Source organism: Alcaligenes sp. GW821-FHT11D07 (assembly GCF_058808495.1).
The window spans coordinates 1,802,046-1,824,536 of record NZ_JBXART010000001.1 but is presented as its reverse complement, the minus strand read 5'-3'; the positions used below and the strand labels follow the sequence as shown (position 1 = coordinate 1,824,536).

22 protein-coding genes are annotated in these 22,491 nt (G+C 56.9%); 19 read left to right on the top strand and 3 right to left on the bottom strand.

Features of this window, described 5'->3' with window-relative positions; all coding sequences use genetic code 11:
• The first annotated feature begins 16 nt into the window (after nt 1–16).
• The 13 genes from flhC (at nt 17) to flhF (ending at nt 16,043) form a co-directional block, all read left to right on the top strand.
• A complete protein-coding gene (gene flhC, locus AC1RSM_RS08415; protein WP_492931327.1) occupies nt 17–667 on the top strand; it encodes a flagellar transcriptional regulator FlhC in 651 nt (216 codons plus the stop codon).
• Nucleotides 668–858: 191 nt separating this feature from the next.
• Nucleotides 859–1,734: a flagellar motor stator protein MotA gene (gene motA / locus AC1RSM_RS08410; RefSeq protein ID WP_492931325.1), complete on the top strand. Its 876-nt coding sequence runs from the start codon at nt 859–861 to the stop codon at nt 1,732–1,734.
• A gap of 12 nt (nt 1,735–1,746) precedes the next feature.
• A complete protein-coding gene (gene motB, locus AC1RSM_RS08405; protein WP_492931323.1) occupies nt 1,747–2,685 on the top strand; it encodes a flagellar motor protein MotB in 939 nt (312 codons plus the stop codon).
• A 66-nt stretch (nt 2,686–2,751) separates the two neighbouring features.
• On the top strand, nt 2,752–4,845 hold the full coding sequence (gene cheA, locus AC1RSM_RS08400; RefSeq protein WP_492931321.1) for a chemotaxis protein CheA: 2,094 nt from the start codon (nt 2,752–2,754) through the stop codon (nt 4,843–4,845).
• Nucleotides 4,846–4,861: 16 nt separating this feature from the next.
• Nucleotides 4,862–5,362, top strand: coding sequence for a chemotaxis protein CheW (locus tag AC1RSM_RS08395; protein WP_492931319.1), 501 nt, complete (start codon nt 4,862–4,864; stop codon nt 5,360–5,362).
• 81 nt (nt 5,363–5,443) lie between these two features.
• Nucleotides 5,444–7,183, top strand: a complete 1,740-nt coding sequence (locus AC1RSM_RS08390) for a methyl-accepting chemotaxis protein (protein WP_492931317.1) — start codon at nt 5,444–5,446, stop codon at nt 7,181–7,183.
• A 4-nt stretch (nt 7,184–7,187) separates the two neighbouring features.
• The gene (locus AC1RSM_RS08385; RefSeq protein WP_492931315.1) at nt 7,188–8,030 is read left to right on the top strand and encodes a CheR family methyltransferase; all 843 of its coding nucleotides are present in this window, start codon (nt 7,188–7,190) and stop codon (nt 8,028–8,030) included.
• Between the two features lie 35 nt (nt 8,031–8,065).
• Nucleotides 8,066–9,124 carry a protein-glutamate methylesterase/protein-glutamine glutaminase gene (locus tag AC1RSM_RS08380; RefSeq protein WP_021446831.1) on the top strand — a complete coding sequence of 353 codons (1,059 nt, stop codon included), beginning with the start codon at nt 8,066–8,068 and terminating at the stop codon, nt 9,122–9,124.
• Between the two features lie 44 nt (nt 9,125–9,168).
• Nucleotides 9,169–9,558 (top strand): chemotaxis response regulator CheY, encoded by a 390-nt coding sequence (gene cheY, locus AC1RSM_RS08375; protein ID WP_003804700.1) that lies wholly within the window; start codon nt 9,169–9,171, stop codon nt 9,556–9,558.
• Nucleotides 9,559–9,571: 13 nt separating this feature from the next.
• Nucleotides 9,572–10,213: a protein phosphatase CheZ gene (cheZ, locus tag AC1RSM_RS08370; RefSeq protein WP_492931313.1), complete on the top strand. Its 642-nt coding sequence runs from the start codon at nt 9,572–9,574 to the stop codon at nt 10,211–10,213.
• A 216-nt stretch (nt 10,214–10,429) separates the two neighbouring features.
• Complete coding sequence (gene flhB, locus AC1RSM_RS08365; protein ID WP_492931311.1) at nt 10,430–11,581, top strand: flagellar biosynthesis protein FlhB; 1,152 nt, start codon at nt 10,430–10,432, stop codon at nt 11,579–11,581.
• A 5-nt stretch (nt 11,582–11,586) separates the two neighbouring features.
• Nucleotides 11,587–13,698 (top strand): flagellar biosynthesis protein FlhA, encoded by a 2,112-nt coding sequence (gene flhA / locus AC1RSM_RS08360; RefSeq protein WP_492931309.1) that lies wholly within the window; start codon nt 11,587–11,589, stop codon nt 13,696–13,698.
• A complete protein-coding gene (gene flhF, locus AC1RSM_RS08355; RefSeq protein WP_492931307.1) occupies nt 13,695–16,043 on the top strand; it encodes a flagellar biosynthesis GTPase FlhF in 2,349 nt (782 codons plus the stop codon). The genes flhA and flhF overlap by 4 nt, the downstream gene beginning before the upstream one ends.
• Nucleotides 16,044–16,199: 156 nt before the next feature.
• Here flhF and flgN read toward each other — a convergent pair whose 3' ends face one another.
• The 3 genes from flgN to flgA all read right to left on the bottom strand — a co-directional run bounded on the left by flgN (nt 16,200) and on the right by flgA (nt 17,739).
• Nucleotides 16,200–16,649 (bottom strand): flagellar export chaperone FlgN, encoded by a 450-nt coding sequence (gene flgN, locus AC1RSM_RS08350; RefSeq protein WP_492931305.1) that lies wholly within the window; start codon nt 16,647–16,649, stop codon nt 16,200–16,202.
• A gap of 16 nt (nt 16,650–16,665) precedes the next feature.
• A complete protein-coding gene (gene flgM / locus AC1RSM_RS08345; RefSeq protein ID WP_492931502.1) occupies nt 16,666–16,944 on the bottom strand; it encodes a flagellar biosynthesis anti-sigma factor FlgM in 279 nt (92 codons plus the stop codon).
• A gap of 90 nt (nt 16,945–17,034) precedes the next feature.
• Nucleotides 17,035–17,739 carry a flagellar basal body P-ring formation chaperone FlgA gene (flgA, locus tag AC1RSM_RS08340; RefSeq protein ID WP_492931303.1) on the bottom strand — a complete coding sequence of 235 codons (705 nt, stop codon included), beginning with the start codon at nt 17,737–17,739 and terminating at the stop codon, nt 17,035–17,037.
• A gap of 172 nt (nt 17,740–17,911) precedes the next feature.
• Between flgA and flgB the strand changes: the two genes are divergently transcribed.
• Genes flgB through flgG form a run of 6 tightly spaced genes read left to right on the top strand, consistent with a single transcriptional unit; the run spans nt 17,912 to nt 22,487 of the window.
• Nucleotides 17,912–18,328: a flagellar basal body rod protein FlgB gene (gene flgB, locus AC1RSM_RS08335; protein WP_492931301.1), complete on the top strand. Its 417-nt coding sequence runs from the start codon at nt 17,912–17,914 to the stop codon at nt 18,326–18,328.
• A 12-nt stretch (nt 18,329–18,340) separates the two neighbouring features.
• Nucleotides 18,341–18,745, top strand: coding sequence for a flagellar basal body rod protein FlgC (gene flgC / locus AC1RSM_RS08330; RefSeq protein ID WP_492931299.1), 405 nt, complete (start codon nt 18,341–18,343; stop codon nt 18,743–18,745).
• A 21-nt stretch (nt 18,746–18,766) separates the two neighbouring features.
• On the top strand, nt 18,767–19,459 hold the full coding sequence (locus AC1RSM_RS08325) for a flagellar hook capping FlgD N-terminal domain-containing protein (RefSeq protein ID WP_492931297.1): 693 nt from the start codon (nt 18,767–18,769) through the stop codon (nt 19,457–19,459).
• 54 nt (nt 19,460–19,513) lie between these two features.
• On the top strand, nt 19,514–20,902 hold the full coding sequence (locus AC1RSM_RS08320; protein ID WP_492931295.1) for a flagellar hook protein FlgE: 1,389 nt from the start codon (nt 19,514–19,516) through the stop codon (nt 20,900–20,902).
• A gap of 8 nt (nt 20,903–20,910) precedes the next feature.
• Nucleotides 20,911–21,660: a flagellar basal-body rod protein FlgF gene (flgF, locus tag AC1RSM_RS08315; RefSeq protein WP_492931293.1), complete on the top strand. Its 750-nt coding sequence runs from the start codon at nt 20,911–20,913 to the stop codon at nt 21,658–21,660.
• A 41-nt stretch (nt 21,661–21,701) separates the two neighbouring features.
• A complete protein-coding gene (flgG, locus tag AC1RSM_RS08310; RefSeq protein WP_492931291.1) occupies nt 21,702–22,487 on the top strand; it encodes a flagellar basal-body rod protein FlgG in 786 nt (261 codons plus the stop codon).
• Nucleotides 22,488–22,491: the final 4 nt, after the last annotated feature.

Sequence of the window (22,491 nt, the reverse complement as noted above, 5' to 3'; positions counted from 1 at the left end):
AATTAAATCAAGAACTATGGCTATAAAAAGCGTCGCCAAAGAAGCCCAGGAAATTGGGCTTGCTTCCGACATGATTGAGCTGGGGGCGCGCTTGCAAGTGCTGCAAGCAGAAACATCATTGAGCTACGACCGGCTGGCCCGCTTATATCGGGAAGTCAAAGGCTGCTCGCCACCCAAGGGCATGCTGCCGTTCTCGGTGGACTGGTTCATGACCTGGCTGCCCAATATTCATTCCAGCCTGTTCTACAGCATTTACCAGTTCATGGCCGCCCATACGCCGTGCGACAAAAGCCGTGCGCTGGTGGAGGCCTACCGCCTGTACCTGGAGCAATCTTCGGCAGGACGCCTGGAGATGGGACCGGACGAGGAGCCGGTTCTCAGCTTTACCCGTGCCTGGATGCTGCTGCGCTTTTTTGACAGCGGCCTGTTGCAGTTGTCCCAGTGCGAGCGCTGCAAAGGGGGCTTTGTTGCCCATGCGCACGATCCTGAGGCCGGTTTCATCTGCGCTATTTGTCGCCCGCCACCACGGGCCGGCAAGACGCGTGCCAGCAAAGCCCGCAGTACCAGCAAGTCCGCAACCAGCAAAAGCCGAAAACCAGAGCAGGTACTGGACCCTCAAGCCCGGGTTGATGGGCACGTCAGCAGCAAAGTGGACGTGCCCGTTTAAGCCTAGCGTTTATCGTCAGTGTGCAGCAAAGCCGGATCAGTGCTGGTTTTTGATGTCGATCTGATAAGAATCCGAAAGTGTCAAGGCAACTGGAAGCGTCGATCTAGGCTGGAAAAAGGCCGTTAACGCGTCGTTTTAGCTCGGTTGCTTGCCGCCATCATTAGCAGCGTGTATTTGAAGAAGGCGTATCCGTGCTTATTCTCCTTGGATATATCATTGTTTTCGTCTCCGTTTTCGGGAGCTTTGTGGGGCTGGGTGGGCATTTAGGTGCGCTCTACCAGCCTTTTGAATTACTGCTGATTGGTGGTGCGGCCCTGGGGGCCTATTTTGCGTCCAACAGCGGCAAGTCCATCAAGCTGCTGGCTAAAGCCTTGCCGATTGCATTTCGCAGCAGTCCCTATAACAAGCAGCTGTACATGCAGCTGATGGGGATGTTGTCCGTGCTGCTGAACAAGGCCCGTCGTGACGGCATGATGTCCATCGAGGCCGACATCGAAAACCCGGAACAGAGCGCTATCTTTGCGGACTACCCCAATGTGGTCAAAGATCCGGCGCTGATGAACTTTGTGTCTGACTACCTGCGTTTGATGATCAGCGGCAATATGAGCTCGTTTGAAATCGAAACCTTGATGGATCAGGACATCGAAACCTACCAGCATGAACGTAACGTGCCTGCTCGCGCTTTGCGCGAAGTGGCCGATGCCTTGCCCGCGTTCGGGATTGTGGCGGCGGTGCTGGGAGTGGTTAAGGCGCTGGCTTCGGTCGATCAGCCACCGGCCGTGCTGGCTGACCTGATTTCCAAGGCCATGGTGGGTACCTTTCTGGGTATTTTGCTGGCCTACGGTTTCGTGGCGCCTTTGGCGGCCACCATCGAGCGCCGTACCTCGGACTCGGTCAAGGTGCTTGAGTGCATCAAGGTGACCTTGCTGGCCAACCTGAATGGCTATCCTCCCCAGTTGGCTGTCGAGTTTGGCCGTAAAGTGCTGTTCTCCTCGGACCGTCCTTCGTTCCAGGAACTGGAAGAGCATGTGCGTCAGGCCCGTTCGGGTGCTGGTCGTAAAGCTTAAGCGGACGCGCCCATGAGCAATCATAAGGACCGAGTCATTATCCGCCGCAAGCGGGTAGCGCATGCCGAACATCATGGCGGTAGCTGGAAAATTGCCTATGCGGACTTTATGACCGCCATGATGGCTTTTTTCCTGGTGATGTGGATTCTGTCACTGGTGCCCAAGCAGGACTTGAAGGAAATTGCCGATTACTTTCGCATGCCTTTGATGGATGCTGTCTCCGGCGGTAATCAGGCTGACTTTTCACGCAGTGTCATTCCGGGTGGCCAGCCCAGCCTGGTCCCTAATCCCCATCCCGGTGTCAACTCTGGCCAGGCGGCCGATGATCGCCTGGATGTGGAACGCCTGGAAGATCTGAAGTCTGCTCTGGAAGAGCTGATCCGTATTGACCCCGTCCTGCAGGAGTTCCGTCCGCAATTGCTGCTGGACATGACTCAGGACGGTTTGCGCATTCAGATTATCGATCGCCAAAGCCGCCCCATGTTTGCAACGGGCAGTGCGCAGGTGCAGATTTACATGCGAGCCATTTTGCGCTCGCTCAGTTCGCCTTTGAACGAGATGCCCAACCGCATCCAGATCTCCGGTCATACCGACTCCACGCAGTACGCAACCGGCGAGCGTTTATACAGTAACTGGGAGCTGTCGGCTGACCGCGCCAATGCGGCTCGACAAGAGTTGGTGGCCGGTGGACTGGCCGAGGCCAAAGTCAAGCAGGTCCTGGGTTTGGCCGATAGTGTGAGCCTTGTTAAAGATAACCCTGCCGCAGCCGTAAATCGACGTATCAGCCTGCTCGTGCTCAATAGCCGTGCAGAACGACGTATGGATGAGCAAAGCGCAAGCGGTTCGCAGGAGTTTGATTTGCGCGAAGCAATGCAGGAATCCGAGGGGCCCATCAGTATTCATTTCCCCGGAATGCCTGAACTGCCTTCTGCCTTGCCGGTGGTGCCGTAAACCCTACGTGTTGGGGCTGTGCTTTTTGTTTTGTTGTTCTAAGCCATAACCAAGAAGGAAGTGTTCATGAGCTCCGGCGTAGATCTGAGTCAGTTTTACGAAACCTTTTTCGATGAAGCCGATGAGTTGCTGGCGGACATGGAGCGCTTGCTGCTGGAGTTGGATCTGGACGAGCCTGATCGCGATCAGCTCAATGCCATCTTCCGGGCCGCGCACTCGATCAAGGGCGGTGCAGGCACTTTTGGTTGTTTCGGTCAGTTGGCTGAAACCACCCACTTACTCGAAAACCTGCTCGATCTGGTCCGTAATGGCGAAATGCAATTGCGCAAGGACATGATTGACCTCTTTCTGGAAACCAAGGACGTGCTAACCGGACAAGTCAATGCCTACCGCGAGGAACAGGAGCCCGATGAGGACGCGTACCGACGCATTTGCGAGCAATTAAGGCAGTTGGCCCTGGAACAAAAGGGCATTTTGGCTACGGACACCAAAGGGGCCGAAGCGCTGTTGGCTGAACCTGAGCCCGAACCTGCGCCAGTTAGCGCCGATGGCTTGCCGCTGTGGGTGTCGATGGGGCCGGTATCTGATAAAGATGCCGAGGCCTTGCAGCAAGAAATGGAATTGATGGGCACGATTGTTCATCAAACGCGCGAGGGCGAACGCCTGGATATCTGGCTGGAGACTACGGGCACTGCCGATGACATTCTGGCGGTGTGCTGCTTTATTTTGAATGCGGATCAGGTGTCGGTAAAGCCTGGTGCCGTTCCTGGTCAGGCTGCTGGCACGCCGGCAACGGCTCCTGTCGCCGCAGCGCCGGCTCCCGCTGCACCTGCAGTGCAAGCCGCTCCGGCCGAGCCTGTTGTTACGGCGCCTGCTGCGCCCGTTGCTCCTGTAGAGGCAGCCAAATCTGAAGTTGTGCCAGCACCCGCTGCCGCTCCCAAAGCGGCGGACAAGCCTGCCAAGCCAGCGGCCCCGAAAGAATCGGGCACGATCCGTGTGGGCGTGGAAAAAGTTGACCAGATTATCAACCTGGTGGGCGAACTGGTCATTACCCAGGCCATGCTGGTGCAGACCGCCTCGACGCTGGACCCTGTGGTCCACGATCGTTTGCTCAACGGTATTGAGCAACTGGAGCGCAATGCCCGCGATCTGCAAGAGTCCGTGATGTCCATCCGCATGATGCCCATGGATTACGTATTCAGCCGTTTCCCGCGTGTGGTGCGTGAAAGCGCAGCACGCATGGACAAGAAGATTCGTCTGGTCACCAAAGGGCAGGCCACTGAACTGGACAAGAGCCTGATTGAACGCATTATTGACCCCCTGACTCACCTGGTGCGCAACAGTATCGATCACGGCATTGAAATGCCTGAGGATCGTCTGGCTGCAGGCAAGGAAGAAGAGGGCGTGCTGACCTTGTCTGCTCAGCATCAAGGCGGCCACATCATTATTGAAGTGGTGGATGACGGCGCAGGTTTGAACCGCGACCGTATCCTGAAAAAAGCCATGTCTTCGGGGCTGCCAGTGACCGAAAGCATGCCGGACGACGAAGTCTGGCAACTGATTTTTGCCCCTGGTTTTTCCACCGCCGACAAGGTGACGGAAATTTCCGGTCGTGGCGTGGGTATGGACGTGGTGCGACGCAACATCCAGAGCATGGGTGGTCACGTACAACTGTACTCGCGTGCGGGCAAGGGAACGACAACCCGTATCGTTCTGCCACTGACACTGGCCATTTTGGATGGCATGTCGGTCCAGGTAGGCAATGAAGTCTTTATTTTGCCGCTGGCCCACGTTACCGAATCCATGCAGCCGACCGAAGAGCAACTGCGTAGCGTGTCCGACACGGATCACGTGATGTTTGTGCGCGGTGAGTATCTGCCGCTGATTTCCCTGCGGGACATTTTCTCGGTTGAAGAAGCTGAAAAAGATGTCACCCGTGCGATTGCCGTTATCTTGCAGGCCGAAGACATGCGCTTTGCCTTGCTGGTTGATCATCTGATCGGCCAGCACCAAGTCGTGGTCAAAAACCTGGAAGCGAACTATCGAAAAATTCCGGGTATTTCTGCCGCCACCATTTTGGGTGATGGCAGCGTAGCCCTGATTGTTGATGTATTTGCCTTGCAACGTCTGGCGCGTGACCCCGCCTCGACGTGGGCCTGATTATTCGGAGATTTTTATGTCCCACGACTTTACTTCCCACTCCGAAGCTGCCGAGGTTGGCGGTAAGGAGTATCTGGTATTTACCCTGGGCGACCAGGAATACGGTATCGATATTCTGAAAGTTCAGGAAATCCGGGGCTACGACTCCCAGACCGTGACCCGCATTGCCAATGTGCCCCATTTCATCAAGGGCGTAACCAATCTGCGGGGCGTGATTGTGCCCATCGTGGATCTGCGGGTGCGCTTCAATATGGAACGTGTGGAATACGACCACCAGACGGTGGTTGTCATTCTGAACCTGCACGATCGCGTGGTGGGTGTGGTGGTGGACGGGGTGTCTGATGTGCTGGTGCTGCAATCGTCCCAGATCAGTGCCGCTCCTAGCTTTGGTACTGCCTTCTCGACTGAATACCTGACCGGTATCGGGACCTTGGGCGAACGCATGTTGATTTTGGTTGATATTGAAAAACTGATGACCAGCGAAGAAATGGCTCTGGTCGACAGCGCAGTGGCCTGATCGTTACGGATTGTTCGGGTCGCGGGGGAGGTGTCACAAGCGCCTCTGATGTTCGGATCTACTCTAGACAAGGTGCTTGCAATGCTGGATGGATTACGTTTGACCAATCTGAAGGTTCGGACCAGTTTGATTCTGGTTCTGGTGTTTTTTTTAGCAATGCTGGTGGCCGGTGCCGCGTTGGGGATTTTGTCCCTGCGGGCCAATAACGGTGCTCTACAAAGCATCGTGGTCAATCAGCGTGTAGGCTCGGCCATGTATCAAGCGATCGAGCGCTACAAAGAGACTCAAACCCTGATTGGGCGAGCAGCCATCAGCTATGTGGTCAGCAACGACCTGCAAAACCAGGACTTGATGGCCGAGTGGAGCGATGCTGCTCCCCAGAGCTCGGCCATGAGCTCGGCTACCCGTGACGCCCTGGAGGCCACGCGCAAGCAGTTCGAGCAGGCACAAGAGGCCTTTTTCGAATATCAAGGCGTGGCTACCCAGCTTGAAAGCACTAACGATTACTACCAGCGTGTGGATGCGGCCTTCATGTCCTTGATGCAAGGCGGCGTGCTGCCCCTGATTGCCTATCTGGAGCAAGGGGATATCGCAGGTTTCCGCAGCTACGTGGCTACTACCACCAAGTTTTTGGAAGAAGACCTGTACAGCGCCTTGACCACCTTGCAAGAGGCCCAGCAGCGCTCTATCGATGTCCAGTACAAGAAAGAGAATGATCAGTACAACCTGGTTGTCCGCCTGGTTGGGCTGGCCATGGTGCTGTGTCTGTTCATTTCGCTGGCAGTCTATGTGTTCTTGAATCGCATGGTGCTGCGTCCCTTGCGTCTGGCCGGTGCGCACTTTGACCGTATCGCCAGCGGTGACCTGACTCAGCGCGTTGAAGTGAAGTCCACCAATGAAATCGGTGTGCTGTATGACGCCGTGCGCCGTATGCAAAGCAGCCTGCAGTCCATGGTGCTGGCAGTGCGCCAAGGTGTGGAAGAAATTACCTTTGGTTCGCATGAAATCTATGTGGGCAATACGGATTTAAGCAGCCGTACTGAAGAGCAAGCAGCCTCCTTGCAGCAAACCGCTGCCAGCATGGAGCAGTTGTCCAGCACGGTGCGTCAGAACTCCGACAACGCCCAGCAGGCGGATCAAGTTGCCAAGAGCGCATCGGATGTGGCGCTGCGGGGTGGTCAGGCGGTCTCTACCGTGGTGCAGACCATGGAAGATTTGTCGGCCAGCTCGGGGCAGATTGCCCAGATCGTCAACGTGATTGATGGCATTGCGTTCCAGACCAATATTCTGGCCTTGAACGCAGCGGTAGAAGCGGCCCGTGCCGGTGAGCAGGGCAAAGGCTTTGCCGTGGTTGCTGGTGAAGTACGCAGTCTGGCTCAGCGTAGTGCCCAGGCGGCCAAGGAAATCAAAGGCTTGATCGAACAGTCCCTGGCCAAGGTCAAGGAAGGGACGCGTCAAGTGGATGAGGCGGGCAAAGTGGTGATGGAAGTGGTCAGCTCAGTGCAAAGTGTGACCACCATCATGGCCGAAATTTCCTCTGCCTCGAACGAACAGTCTGAGGGGATTGATCAAGTCAATCGAGCTGTTGCGCAAATGGATGTGGTTGTGCAGCAAAATGCGGCCCTGGTCGAGCAGGCGACGGCAGCGGCCGGCTCGCTTGAAGAACAGGCACGACGTTTGTCGGATGCAGTCGCGGCATTCAAGGTGGGTGCGCAAGACATTATTGATGATCCGTTCGATGCGTCATCGGAACCGGAGCGCTTGCGTTCCGGCCAGGGCTTATCGTCGGGGCCTTTTAGCGGGACCTTGGCCAGCCTGTAGTTATATGAGCACATCTGTGGAACCTTTTGTTTATACATTGCCCTCGATCCCGCAAGCCTCGAGGGCCGACTGTGAGCGAGCCGCGCGCTTGCTCAAGTCGTATGCGGGCATTATTTTAGGTACCCACAAAGAAGATATGGTGGCCCGCACACTGGGTATGCGCAGTCAAAATGCGGGGGTCCGAGAGGTGCGCCAGTACCTGGATATCCTGGAGCAAGACACGCATAGCCAGGAATGGCAGGACTTCGTCAACGCCTTCACGATCAACCACACCGCTTTTTTCCGTGAGCAGCATCACTTCGATATCCTGGGCAAGTTTGTCAGCACACGTGGCAAGCCGCTGGATATCTGGTGCAGTGCCGCCTCCACGGGCGAAGAGGCCTACTCCATTGCCATGACGGTGCGTGAGAACTGTCCCTCGCCCGACATCAATGTGTCCATTCTGGCCAGCGATATCGATTCGGCAGCGCTGGATAAGGCACGCGAGGGCGTCTACACCCTGGAGCGCATCCAGCCTGTGCCTGATCTGTGGTTGCCGCGTTATTTTCAGCGTGGTGTCGGGGCCCGCAAGGGGCTGGCACGCGTCAAACCTGTATTGCGCAATATGGTGGAGTTCGAGGAATTCAATCTGGTGGGGCCGGCCTGGCCGTCCTCTAGCCGCTTTGATGTGATCTTCTGTCGAAACACCATGATTTACTTTGACCGGGACGACCAGACCCGCATCCTGGAGCGATTCGCCGCAGTGACCAAGCCGGGCGGACTGCTGTTTGTGGGGCACTCCGAGAACTTCTCCTATCTGACCAAGGCATTTCGCCTGCTTGGTCAAACGGTGTATGTCCGGAACTAAGTCTCTTGGCGCTTGATATCGGAATTATGAGTAGCATGAAGAAAATTCGAGTTTTGTGTGTAGACGATTCCGCCCTGGTGCGTAGCCTGATGGTGGAAATTATCAACAGCCATGCGGATATGGAAGTAGTCGCGGTGGCCCCCGATCCGCTGGTGGCCCGAGAGCTGATTAAAGAACACAATCCTGATGTGCTGACGCTGGACGTGGAAATGCCACGCATGGATGGCCTGGACTTTCTGGAGCGCCTGATGCGCTTGCGTCCCATGCCGGTGGTGATGGTCTCGTCCCTGACTGAGCGCAATTCCGATGTCACTTTGCGTGCGCTGGAATTGGGTGCTGTGGATTTTGTGACCAAGCCCAAGCTGGGTCTGCGTGACGGCCTCCTGGATTATTCGGACTTGATTGCCGACAAGATCCGTGCGGCCTCCATCGCCCGTCCGCGTCGTGCCACTCCGGCCCCGGCCGGGTCAGCGCCCGCCCGTCGCCTGACGCACAACTTCTCGACCACTGAAAAACTGATCATGATTGGCGCCTCTACCGGGGGCACCGAGGCCATTCGCCAGGTGCTGGAGCCGTTGCCCGCCAATTGCCCGGCCATCATGATTACCCAACATATGCCTGCTGGTTTTACCCGCTCTTTTGTGAACCGTCTTGATGGCCTGTGCTCCATGCAGGTGCATGAGGCCGAAGACGGTCAGCGCGTGCTGCCGGGCCATGTGTATCTGGCTCCGGGTGGCGTTGCGCACATGAAGCTGGCCCGCTCGGGTGCGAACTACGTGGTCAAGCTGGTCGATAGCGAACCGGTCAACCGTCATCGTCCGTCTGTGGACGTACTGTTTCACTCGGCCGCTGAGCTGGCAGGGCGCAATGCCGTAGGGGTGATTCTGACCGGCATGGGTAAAGACGGCGCGCAAGGCTTATTGGCCATGAAGCAGGCCGGTGCCATGACTTTTGCCCAGGACGAGGCCACCAGCGTGGTCTTTGGCATGCCGCGTGAAGCCTTGCAAATTGGCGCCGCCGACATTGCCCTGCCTTTAGGGCAGATCAGCGAACGAATTCTAGCCAGTGTGGGGGCCTTTGGGCACCGCGTGTAAACGTGCTCAGACGCACTGGCAAGCTACTCATTTGGAGAATGTAAATGGTACAAAAAAATATAAAAATTCTCGTCGTCGATGACTTTCCCACCATGCGCCGGATCATCAAGAACCTGCTCAAGGATCTGGGGTACGAAAATGTAGACGAGGCGGAAGATGGTCAGATGGGCTTGGAAAAATTGCGCAATGGCAATTTTGAGTTCGTTGTCTCTGACTGGAATATGCCCAATCTGGACGGTCTGGAAATGCTCAAGCAGATCCGCGCCGATGCCAACCTGGCCTCTTTGCCTGTGCTGATGGTGACTGCCGAAGCCAAGAAAGAGAACATTATTGCCGCCGCCCAGGCGGGCGCCAATGGCTACGTCGTCAAACCCTTTACCGCCGCAACACTGGAAGAAAAGCTGAACAAGATCTTCGAGAAAATGGGCGGTTAATACGGAGTACGTCATGGATCCACAGCAAACACCGATTCATCCAGATCCCCAAAGCGTACCGGTTGATCTGGTCTACCGTATCGCCAACCTGACCCGCTTGTTGCGGGAAAGTATGCGCGAGCTGGGTCTGGATCAGGCCATTAAAGATGCCGCGCACGCGATTCCGGATGCCCGTGATCGTCTGCACTATGTGGCTCGCATGACCGAGCAAGCCGCTAACCGGGTATTGAACGCGGCCGAGCAGGTGCGTCCTTTGCAAGAGTCCTTGCAAGAGGATGCTCAGGCTCTGGACGCCGAATGGGAACAATGGTTTGAGCAGCCCCTGGACCAGGATCAGGCCCGGGAGCTGGTCAAGCGCACCCGCGGCTTTTTGCGCGATGTGCCGGTCAAAGCACAGCAGACCCAGGAAAACCTGCTTGAAATCATCATGGCCCAGGACTTTCAGGATCTGACCGGGCAGGTGATCACGCGCATGTTGGGTGTGGTTGGCACCATCGAGACCGAGCTGGTCCAGGTGCTGGTCGATAACGTGCCCACAGAAAAACGCGAAGAAACTCAAAGCCTTATCAATGGCCCCGTCGTTTCGCCCGTCGCTTCGGAAGTGGTCACCAGCCAGGACCAGGTAGACGACCTGTTGGCCAATCTGGGTTTTTAATTTCGGCACTGGCAAGCGGGTTTGACTCGCTTTCCCAAGGCGCTGCCTCTTGCAGCGCCTTTTTGCGTTGGGAGGAACAGCCTGCTTTTATCGGGCTTTCTCCGCGCTATCAGAGTCTGATGGCTCTTTTAGAATGACCCCGCGGCCTGCAGTGCGAACGCGATATTCGTGCTGGGCGCGTGATTTATTCCTTCAATTCCTGCGTCTTGGCAGTCCATGGCAGAAGACAGCGATCTCGAAAAAACAGAACCGGCCTCGCCCCGGCGCCTGGAAAAGGCGCGGGAAGATGGTCAGGTGGCGCGTTCCAGAGAGCTGACAACTTTCTTGATGCTGCTGTCCGGGATTGGGGGGATTTGGGTCGGTTCCAGCTACCTGTATGAAACCTTTGGCGGCATTGTGCGCCGTAGCGTCTGGTTTGATCCGCAAATTGCGCGTGATCCCAACGCGATGGTGGTGCAGGCGGCCAGTTTGGCCGGTGAGGCCCTGAAAGGGCTGGCTCCTTTGTTTGTATTACTGGTCGTGGTGGCGATTTTGGCTTCTATTGCCTTGGGGGGGATGAGCTTTAGTGGCAAAGCCCTGCAGCCCAAGTTTGAACGCATGAATCCGGCCAAAGGTATCAAGCGCATGTTTTCTGCGCAGACCGTGGTGGAACTGATCAAAACCTTGGCCAAAGCGGGGCTGGTCGGGTCGGTGGCGGTCTATGTGATCTGGACTGAGCGCGAGCAGATGACAGGCTTGATGTATGTGCATCCCACCGCTGCCATTGCAACGGGCATGGCGCTAATCATCAAATGTTGTGCCCTGATTGCGGCCAGTTTGCTGGTCATTGTTTTGATTGATGCACCCTGGCAGCTGTGGAGCTTTTATAAAAAGCTGCGTATGTCGCGCCAGGATGTGAAGGAAGAACACAAGGAAAGTGAAGGTGATCCGCACGTGAAAGGGCGGATACGGCAGCAACAGCGGTCCATGGCGCGGTCACGCATGATGTCCCAGGTGCCCGGCGCCGATGTGGTGGTCACCAACCCCACCCATTACGCTGTCGCCCTGCGCTATCACGACGGGAAAGGCGGTGCGCCTCGTGTGGTTGCCAAGGGAACGGGCTTGATCGCGGCCAAGATTCGAAAACTGGCGGACGAGAACAGCGTTGCCACCCTGGAGGCGCCCGCGCTTGCGCGGGCCTTGTACTTTAACGTCGATCTGGAGCGAGAGATTCCCGTGGATTTATATTCCGCGGTGGCCGAAGTACTGGCCTGGGTCTATCAGCTCCGTAACTGGAATAAAGGGCAGGGCGAGCGTCCGATTGTGCCTACCCGATTGAAGGTGCCGACTGGCATGGATGAAGGTCCACTGCGTTCGCGCAAACACTAAAAGCAATGAACAATTTTTTTGCCTTACTGAAACAAAACGGTGGACAACACGCCCGGCTCCTAGCGGGCCCGGTGCTGATCCTCATGGTCATGGCCATGATGATCCTGCCTTTGCCCCCGTTTTTGCTGGACCTGCTGTTCACCTTTAACATCGCTCTGGCCGTCATGATTTTGCTGGTGGCCATGTTCACGAAAAAGCCGCTGGACTTTGCCGCCTTCCCGGCTGTGCTGCTGTTTGCCACCTTGTTGCGCTTGTCGCTGAACGTGGCCTCTACGCGCGTAGTCTTGATGAATGGCCATAAAGGCCCGGACGCTGCCGGTCAGGTGATCGAAGCCTTCGGTCACTTTTTGGTGGGTGGCAACTTTGCCGTAGGCCTGATCGTCTTTGTGATTTTGGTCATCATCAACTTTGTGGTGATTACCAAGGGTGCAGGCCGTATTGCCGAGGTCGGGGCGCGTTTTACCTTGGATGCCTTGCCCGGTAAGCAAATGGCCATTGATGCGGACTTGAACGCCGGTCTGATTGGTGAAGACGACGCTCGTCGTCGCCGTCAGGAAGTCTCGCAAGAGGCCGAATTCTACGGGTCCATGGATGGTGCCAGTAAGTTCGTGCGCGGTGACGCGGTCGCTGGCTTGCTGATTATGGTCATCAACGTCATTGGTGGCTTGTTCATCGGTGTCTTGCAGCATGGCCTGTCTTTTTCTGAGGCCGGTCACGTCTACACCTTGTTGACGATCGGTGATGGCTTGGTCGCACAGATTCCAGCCTTGATCATTTCCACTGCCGCTGGTGTGGTGGTGTCGCGTGTGGCCACCGATGAAGACGTGGGCCAGCAAATGGTCAGCCAGCTGTTCCGTAACCCGATGGTTTTGTACATTACCGCCGGGATTCTGGGGCTGATGGGACTGATCCCGGGCATGCCCAATCTGGTGTTCTTGCTGCTGGCTGCGATTATGGGCGTGGGTGCCTGGTATATGCAGAAGAATCAGGCTCAGCAGGTCGAGCAGGCCAGTCTGCCGGACGAGCAAGTGCAGGCCGCCGCCGATTCGGCTGCCAGTGAAGCCAGCTGGAACGACGTATCCATGGTGGACCCGTTGGGCCTGGAAGTCGGCTATCGCCTGATCTCGCTGGTGGATCACGCACAAAATGGCGAGCTGCTGCACCGCATACGCAGCTTGCGTAAAAAATTCGCCCAGGAAGTGGGCTTTTTGCCTCCCGTGGTGCATATCCGGGACAACCTGGAACTCAAGCCCAACGACTACCGGATTTTGCTGGCCGGCGTGGAAATTGGCCGTGGCACGGCAACGCCCGGGCAGTGGCTGGCGATTGATCCCGGTGGTGTCACGATGAAGTTGCCGGGTACACCCACAACAGACCCCGCTTTCGGTCTGCCAGCCGTTTGGGTGGATGTGAGCATGCGTGAACAGGCGCAGATTGCCGGTTACACCGTCGTGGATGCCAGTACGGTGATTGCCACCCATATCAACCACTTGCTGCATCGCCATGGCGCAGACTTGCTGGGTCGCCAGGAAGTGCAGCAACTGCTGGATCATGTGGGCCGCGAAGCGCCCAAGCTGGTGGAAGACTTTGTGCCGCAGACCATTTCGCTCAGCATGTTGCTCAAGGTCTTGCGCGGATTGTTGGCCGAAGATGTCCCTATTCGCGATATGCGCAGCATTGTGGAAACGCTGGCTGAGCATGCGCCGCGTGTGTTGGCCCAAGGGGCTGCCAACACGGGGCATGAGGCCGGTGAGTTGTTGGCGGTCTTGCGGGTGGCTTTGGGCCGCGCCATTGTGCAGCAGTGGTTCCCTGGCGAAGGCGAATTGCGTGTGATTGGTCTGGATGCGCGTCTGGAGCGGGTTATGACTCAGGCGCTGACCAGCAGTGGCGCGCTGGAGCCTGGATTGGCCGAGTCGGTCTTGACGGACGCCATGCGGGCCGCTCAATTCCAGGAAGAGCATGGCGATCCACCGGTCTTGGTGGTGCCGCCTGTGCTGCGCGCCACCTTGTCCCGTTTCCTGCGCCACCATATTCCACAGCTAGGTGTCTTGTCTAACGCTGAAATTCCTGAAGAACGCATCCTGCGGGTCACCACCATTATTGGTCAGTCTGAATGAATATAAGTCGCTTTTTTGGTAGTACCAGCCGTGAAGCCATGCGTCAGGTTCGCTTGGCTCTGGGCCCTGATGCCCTGATCGTCTCTAATCGCCGCGTCAATGGCGGGGTAGAGATTTTGGCGACTGACTCCAGTGCAGTCCCCGGTGGTGTGACTGAACGGGCTCCTGTGCCAGGCCACACGCCGCATCAAGCGGCAGGAATACGCCAGCAAGAAATGGCACCACCGCCCGGTGGCGATAACGTCATGGGGGCTATCGGTGCGCTGCGCGGGGCCTTGGAAGGACGGATGGACGATCTGGTCTGGAGTCACCAGATGCGTCGCTCGCCGGTGGCCGTCAATCTGTTTCAAAGCTTGCTGGCTCAAGGATTCAGTACTGCCTTGTTGCGAGCCATGCTCAAGCGCCTGCCCGAAGAGCTGGGCGCACGTGCGGCTTTGCAATGGGTGCGTACCGAGCTGGAAACCCATTTGCCCGTCCTGCGCTCCGAGGACTCTTTGTGGCAGCCCGGTTTGGCCCTGGCTTTGGTCGGCCCGACCGGCGTAGGCAAAACCACCACGCTGGCCAAATTGGCTGCCCGTGCTGTGCGCCGCTTCGGTCCCGATAAAGTGGTGCTGTTGACTACCGATACCTACCGGATCGGTGCGCATGAACAATTGAAGATTTATGGCGACCTGATGCGGGTTGCCGTGCACATCGTGCAAGACGTCGCGCAATTGCGTAGCGTGATGCTGGGCGTGCGGCCAGATCAATTAATCCTGATCGACAATATGGGCATCAGCCAGCGCGACCGCTATGTGCGCGAGCAAGCAGCCTTGTTGGCCGGTGCCGGACGTCGGGTGCAACGCTTGCTGGTCTTGAATGCGGCCAGTCAGGGCGACACCCTGGACGAAGTGGCGCGCAGCTATACCCAGGATGGTGGTACGCCTTTGAGCGGTTGCATCATCTCTAAAGTGGACGAAGCCATCAAGCTGGGTGGTCCTTTGGATACCGCCATTCGTTTCAAACTGCCTATCCATTACGTGTCCAATGGGCAAAAAGTCCCTGAGGACCTGCGCTTCATGAGTGCTGCCGAACTAGTGGACTCCGCTTTGCAGGTGCGAGAAAGTCAGCGTCCCTTGTACGCGCCGACCTCTGGAGACCTGGCGGCTTTGCTGGAAACAGGTGGGCAAGCGGCACAAGAATTACAAATCGAGCAGGACCGCCGGGCGCGTGTCTTGCCACGTTTGCTGTCTGCGGCTTCAGCCGGTGGCCCTATTGAGCTTGAGCAGGCCCGTCGTGCTGCTGCTGATTTGGATGAGCGCTTGGCCTGCGCCGAAGCCTATGATTTCTGGCGCGATCTGCATGCGCAGCACGGTGCGACGCAAGAGGGCGCAGCGGCGCAACGGGCAGAAGGCTTGATGCGAGCCGCCTGTCAGGAGGTCAGTGAGGGTGACGTTTCGCGCTTGCTGGTGATTCATGCTGATCATCAACCTGCCGGTAGCCAGGAGCAATGTTCGTTCAGCTTTTTGTTCAGCCCGAAAGGGCAGGCGCTGAGCGTTCCTTATTACCAGCGTCAGACTCCGTCGCAGTGGTCAGATGTGCGTGGTGTACGCAGTCTGGAGCGCCCCAGCCCGACACAGGCCTTGAATCAGGCCATGCAGGTGCTTAACAGTCAGGCCCATCCTGTCAGTTTGCTGCATATTTTTGAGGGCGGATCGCCCACGATGTGGCGTCAATGGGCCGATATGGAAGCTGACTGGCTGGCCTTGATTCCGGGTGCTACGTCCTTGTGGCATAAAGACGGCAAGACCACGCCCAATGCCCTGAGCAAACAATTGTCGTTTCACGCTATTCCGGATCTCGCGGCTCGCCTGCATCTGGAAACGCTGGGTCGTGCCCGTCTGGGCGAAATCGCTTTGTGGTACGCCGTGGAACCTGTGCAGCTGCGTCAACGTAATGCTGATCCGGTTCACCTGGATTTGATTATCTTGCGCACCGTGCGCCGTCATGATGGCAAAGTCATGAAGACCCGCTTTGCCCTGATGCATCAGCACGCTGGTTCCGAAGCCTTCGCGCCGGCCAGCCTGGCGTGCTACATGATGCTGCGCACCGAAGTGCAGGAAATGACCCGCTTGCTGGGGGCTGTTCGAGCTGTTCTGCCAGTGGGCAACTCCGAGTTCGAGGAAGAACTCAATCTGCTGGCCGCGGCCCAACTGACCTTGGCGTCCTGGGACCTGCTTCAGGCTCCGGACAATTTGGGCGTACGCCAGCTGAGCGCTCGCCTACTGGGTAAACCAGACCTGAAATCCGCGCAGTCGGTAGACGCCTTGGTGAAGATGCTGGTCTTGAAAGAGGCGATGAGTTAAAGAGAGAGGCTGGGGTAGGCCTGTTTTTGATGCGCGGCTGGCTCGAACAAGAGTTAGCTGGTGTGATCCTCAATGCGGCCCACAAAAAAAGCGCCAACGATATTGTTGGCGCTTTTTTTTTGCTTCGGGCGACTCCGCTGTTCTGTCTATCTGCCTTCAAGCCTTCAGGCTGATAGAAGACTGGGTGCTCTGTGTTCTTCCAGATGCGTCGTAAATCGTATTGCGGCCGGTCAGGGCTTCCAGGGCATCCAGGCTCTGCTGGGTGTCGCTCAGGAAAGTATCAACCAGAATGCGGTTGTTGTCGCTGGAGTTACGCACTTTTTCGCTGAGCTCAATGAGCTGTTCCAGCTCTTGTTCCAGTTCGTCCTGTTCAGCCGCGTAGCGCAAGCCTTGCTTATTGTGCTCCAGGCCACGCTGCTCCAGCAGTTCAGCCTGCACTTTGTCCAATTGCTCGATGCGTTCAAGCAGCTGATATTTACGCAGCGTCATCTGAGCCAGTTCTTGCGGTTCAAAGCGGCGCAGCAACATAGCGTGCTCTTCTAGCAAAAGCTGCTCGAAGTCAGACAGGGCTTGGTGTTGATCGGCAAGACAGGTTTGCAAAGACATGGCCGTTTGGGTTCAGTTACTTGAGAAGATCGCGCACAGAGGCAATCAGGGAGTCGGCAATCCGACTGGTGTCAATTTTGAGCTCGCCTGCTGCAATGGCCTCGCGCAAGGCCTCGACTTTTTTCATGTCTACGTCGGCGCTGCTATCTTGCAGCGAATTGAGCTGGCGTGCTGCAGCGCTGAAGTCCACTTCGTTTGTGCTGCTGTTGTACGCTTGGCGCGCACGATTCGATGCCGTGCTGCGTTCTGCGGCAGACGTTTCAGCAAGGGGCGTTTTGAGGGGGGAGGGGCTGATCTTCACGTTTTTCTCCGTGCGGCCTGTTCTTTGCGTTGATCTTGTAACGGCGCTGTGGACGCAAACTTTAGCATGCTCATCCGATTTAGTTTAGAGAACGACCTGAACCGTGGAAGCATCCAATACCGTGGCCGAGATCACTTGTCCTGAACTGGCCTTGATCTGAATCTGCGTACCTGGCGATCCGCTTTGCAGGGCCTGGCCCTCGCCCGTGGCAACAAAACCCATGCCGCGAGCAATGGTGCGTACAGTCTGGCCGCGCATCACCGACTGCGGGTCGCGCAGGGCAGAGCTGCGAATCGCGTTGCCTAGCGGAATACGTTGACTGGCGACATAGCCAATGATTTGGTTGGGGTCGATCACCACGCCATTAGCCAGACTCAGCAAATCCCCATCACGTTCGATCAAGTCTTCCTGATGGACGGTTTCACCGGGATTGATGCGGCGGTTGGTGACGTAATACTGGCCCTGAATCGACAGGGAAGCGGAAATCGAGGAGCTCCAGCTTTGCGGGCTCAGGCAACGAACACCGATGCTCATGCGCGCACGCAGCCGCTGGCCGCTGGGCAAAAAGACCTGGGTTTGGGTGCAGGCTGGCATGGCGTTCAAACGAGAGGCATCCAGCGTGATGTTGGCAATGCCAGGATAAAGCTGGGCCTGCTTGAGCAAATAGTCGTTGGCCTGCTCTTGAATGGCCTGTACAGACAGCACCTGAACCGTCTCTTGAGCGCGCACAGCGGCTGTCGCGCCCAAGGCGAACAAGCACAGGCTGATCAGGAGTCTAAATAAGGTCATGGCTGAATTTTACGCAGGCCGCCGCCAGCTCAAGACCTGAACTGGCCGATAAATAGCGTTTTGTTCCCGGGTTTGTGATGAGCATGCACTGGCTACCATGCTGTCATGGCGGTGAAAAGGCGTGCGCGCGTTCACTGGATCTCAAACTTGAACACAGAATTGGCTTGACTCCATGATTGATCGCATCGGTGAGCACCTGAAGTTTTACCAGACGGCACTGGCTGTGCGCCAAGAGCGCCAGGAGGTTCTGGCCTCCAATATTGCCAATGCCGATACGCCTAACTATAAAGCGCGTGATATGGACTTTACGGCGACCTTGAAGGCCGCTTTAGGGGGGCAAGGTCAAATGGCGCTGCCCAATACCCACTTGTCCTTGACCTCGGCACGACATATTTCCGCCCAGGCGGTGCGTCCGCCCAGTAGCGACGAGTTGCTGTATCGCGTTCCGGTGCAACCTTCCATTGACGGCAATACGGTCGAGATGGATGTGGAACGCATGCAGTTTGCCGATAACACCATGCACTATCAAAGCACCATCAACCTGGCTTCGCAGCGCTTAAAAGGTTTGATGGCTGCCTTGCAACAGTAATAGCGAGTCCTCATGTCCAGTTTCAGTATTTTCCAGATCGCCGGCTCTGCCATGACAGCGCAATCACAGCGCTTGAACGTGTCGGCCAGCAACCTGGCTAACGCCGACAGCGTGGTCGGACCTGATGGCCAGCCCTACAAGGCGCGTCAGGTGGTGTTTCAGATGACCCCGCAAGGCAATAGCCCGGTCGGTGGTGTGCAGGTTGTCGGTGTGCAGGAAAGTGATGCACCCGGCCGTTTGCAGTACGACCCCGGCAACCCTTATGCCGACGAGCAGGGCTACGTGACGATGCCTAACGTGGATGTGGTGGCCGAGACCGTCAATATGCTGGCCGCGTCGCGTTCGTATCAGGCCAATGTGGAAGTGGTGAATACCTCCAAGAATCTCATGATGCGCACCTTGAGCATCGGTCAATAAGCCGGTTTACGGAAAGAGAGCATGAGCACAGTTAATAACGATCGCAAGGCTGTTGACCCCACCGCAGGAGCGATGGCTGGGGTGGACGCCCGAAACAAGAGCGCAATGGCGGAGACGGAAGATCGTTTCCTGACCATGCTGATCACGCAGTTGCGCAATCAGGACCCGCTCAACCCCATGGATAACGCACAGGTGACCTCGCAAATGGCGCAGATGTCCACGGTGTCCGGGATTCAGCAGTTGAACAATACCTTGCTGGCCGTCGCCGGCCAGATGGATGTGAGCCAGTCCATGCAGGCCGCCAACTTGATTGGCAAGGACGTGCTGGTGCCGGGCGAGAAAGTCTTGCTGGGCAGCAGCAAGGAAGGTGAAAAGGTCGCGATGCCCTTTGGGATTGATCTGGTCAGCGGGACGACTTCCACGCTGGTACAGATCAAGGACAGCAGCGGCAAGGTGGTGCGCGAGTTCGATCTGGGTGCACAAAAATCCGGCGTCTACTCCATGGAGTGGGATGGCAAGGATAACGATGGTTCGCCACTGGCCGATGGTTCCTACACCGTCAGCGTGCTGGCCAGTAACGATGGTAATGCCGTAACCGCTAGCCCATTGACGCACGGCATGGTTGACAGTGTGGCTTACACCTCTAGTGGCTTGATGCTGGATCTTGGCCTGGCGGGAACCTTCTCCCTGCTGGATATACGCAAAATTATGTAAGTGCCGCTTGCCCCTTGAGCGGGCTGGGCCAACACGACATTAAAAGGAAAGATCATGAGTTTCGGACAAGGACTGAGTGGCCTGAACGCCGCCTCCCAAAACCTGGATTCTATTGGCAATAACATCGCCAACTCGGGAACTGTGGGCTACAAATCCTCCACCGTGCAGTTTGCAGACGTATACGCGAACTCCCGCATTGGTCTGGGTGTGCAGGTATCGCGCGTGAGCCAGCGTTTCTCGGTGGGTAACGTCAGCAATACTGGTAACCAGTTTGATATGGCCATCGACGGTGAAAAGGGCTTGTTCCGTCTGGAACAAGGTAATGGCTCTGTTCTGTACTCGCGTAATGGCCAGTTCTTCCCAAACAAGGAAGGCTTTTTGGTCAATGCGCAAGGTAACTACTTGACCGGTTACGGCGAGGGCTCCAGTGAGCTGCAACGCTTGCAAGTGCCCTCGGGCAACGTGCCGCCCAAAGCGACCACGTCCATGAGCTTCAAGCCCAACCTGCCCGGTGATGCTGCCGCTATCGCCACTAGCAAGACTCAGCAAAAAACAGATGCTAATGGCGATCTGGTGTTCAAGCCCAAGCTGGATGCCAACGGTGTGCCGGAAATGGCTCCCAAGCTGGACGCCAATGGTGATCCGGTGCTGGATGGTAGCGGTAATCCCGTCATGGAGCCTGTAATGGAACCGGACATGGAAACCGTCGCGGTCAATACCTTTGATCCCAAGGACAACACCACCTACAGCGAATCTTTCCCCTACACGGTGTACGACTCGCTGGGCAATAGCCATCAGGTAACTCAGTACTTTGTGAAGCGCCCTGCGAACGCTGCGGGCGAAAGCGTCTGGGATGTGTATTACATGGAAGGCGGAAAGGCCCTGAATCCGGAGAAAGCCACCCTGACTTTTAACGGTTCGGGCATGATGACCAGCCCTAATCCGGCCACCATCAATGTGACTTTGGCCAACCCCGGTGGAACTGCCTCCCCAGCCGATGATCTGGTGTTTGATATGCGCTACACCGGTACCACCCAGTTTGGCGGCGAGTTTGCCAAGGGCAATCCCTATCAAGACGGTTACGCCACGGGTGAATACGCCAATATGGAAGTGGGCCGTGATGGCACGATTGTGGCTGCCTACACCAACGGCGTAACCCAGCGCATGGGCTCCTTGGTGCTGGCTGACTTCAGCAACCTGCAAGGCTTGAGCCCAGTGGGAGGTAACTCCTGGGCAGAGACCGGTGAGTCGGGGCAGCCTATTTTGGGCCGTCCTGGTGAGAACGGTCTGGCCATGATCAAGGGTCAGGCGGTGGAAGACTCCAACGTGGATATGGGTCAGGAACTGGTCAATATGATTATTGCCCAGCGTACTTATCAGGCGAACGCACAGACCATCAAGACTCAGGATCAGGTCCTGCAGACTCTGGTTAACCTGCGCTAAGAGTTGTCATGGATCGCCTGATTTATACCGCTATGAATGGCGCCCAGCGTACGCTGGAGCAGCAGGACGTCATTACCAACAACCTGGCCAACGTGAATACCTCCGGTTTTCGCGAACAGCTCGCGTATTACCGCTCGGTGCCTGTCACCAGCGAGGTGGGTTCGCAGACCCGGGTAGGCACCGCAACCGTGACTCCGGGCAGCCGCTTTCAAGCGGGTTCCATGAGCGAGACGGGCAACGCGCTAGACGTGGCCATCTCGGGCGAGGGCTGGTTTGCCGTGCGCGCACTGGATGGCCAGGAAGCCTATACGCGGGCAGGCGATCTGGGCGTGAACGCGCAAAATCAGTTAGTCACTCAAACTGGCTTGCCAGTCCTGAGCGCTGATGGTGTGCCTATCGAAATTCCTGATCGCGGCACGATTACATTTTCCAGCGATGGTCAGCTGACCGCTTTGGGTGCTGGTGACAACCCCCGAGACATTCAGGTGATGGGCCAGTTGAAACTGGTCAATCCACCTAGCGTTGACCTGCAGCGCGGCCAAGACGGTTTGTTCCGCCTGCAGGGCGGGGCGCCCGCTCAGGCGGACCCCAGCGTGCGCATGGTGGCGGGCTTTGTTGAGAAAAGCAACGTGAATCCGGCTGAAGCGATGGTGGCCATGATTGCCAATACCCGCCGCTTTGAGACCCAGATGAAGATCATCCAGGATGCTGGTGCGCGCGAAGATCGTGCCAACTCTCTACTCTCATTTAATGGCTAAGTCGCGCTAGTGTCGCGGCTATAGCAGCAAGGATTACACACATGATTCGCTCTCTGTGGATTGCCAAGACCGGTCTGGAAGCCCAGCAGACCAATATGGATGTTATTTCCAATAACTTGGCTAACGTGAACACGGTTGGCTTTAAGCGTACCCGTGCCGTATTTGAAGATTTGATGTACCAGACCATCCGCCAGCCCGGAGCCCAGGTAGGTGCGGCCAATCAGCTGCCTTCCGGCTTGCAGTTGGGTACCGGTGTGCGCACCGTGGCAACCGAACGCATTCACTCGCAAGGCGAGATGAAGCATACCGGCCACACCATGGATATCGCCATTCAGGGCAACGGGTTTCTGCAAGTGGAAATGCCGGACGGCACCTTTGCCTACACCCGCGATGGCAGCTTGCAGCGCGACCAGAACGGTCAGTTGACCACAGCAGGCGGCTACCCCATCCAGCCCCCGATCAATATCCCTGATAACGCCCTGGAACTGACCATTGGCCGTGATGGCACGGTATCAGTGACCCAGCCAGGTGCCGCCGGTGCCAGCGTTGAAGTGGGCCAACTGCAACTGAGCACCTTTATTAATCCGGGTGGTTTGCAAAGCATGGGCGAGAACCTGTACATCGAAACTGATGCATCCGGTGCCGCCAACTTCCTGCAGCCTGGTATGGATGGCGCTGGCCTTGTCATGCACAAGTACAACGAGACCTCCAACGTGAACGTGGCCGAGGAACTGGTCAATATGATCAGCACCCAGCGTGCCTACGAAATCAATAGCAAAGCTGTCTCCACGTCTGACCAGATGCTGGCTCGCCTGACACAGCTGTAAAGGT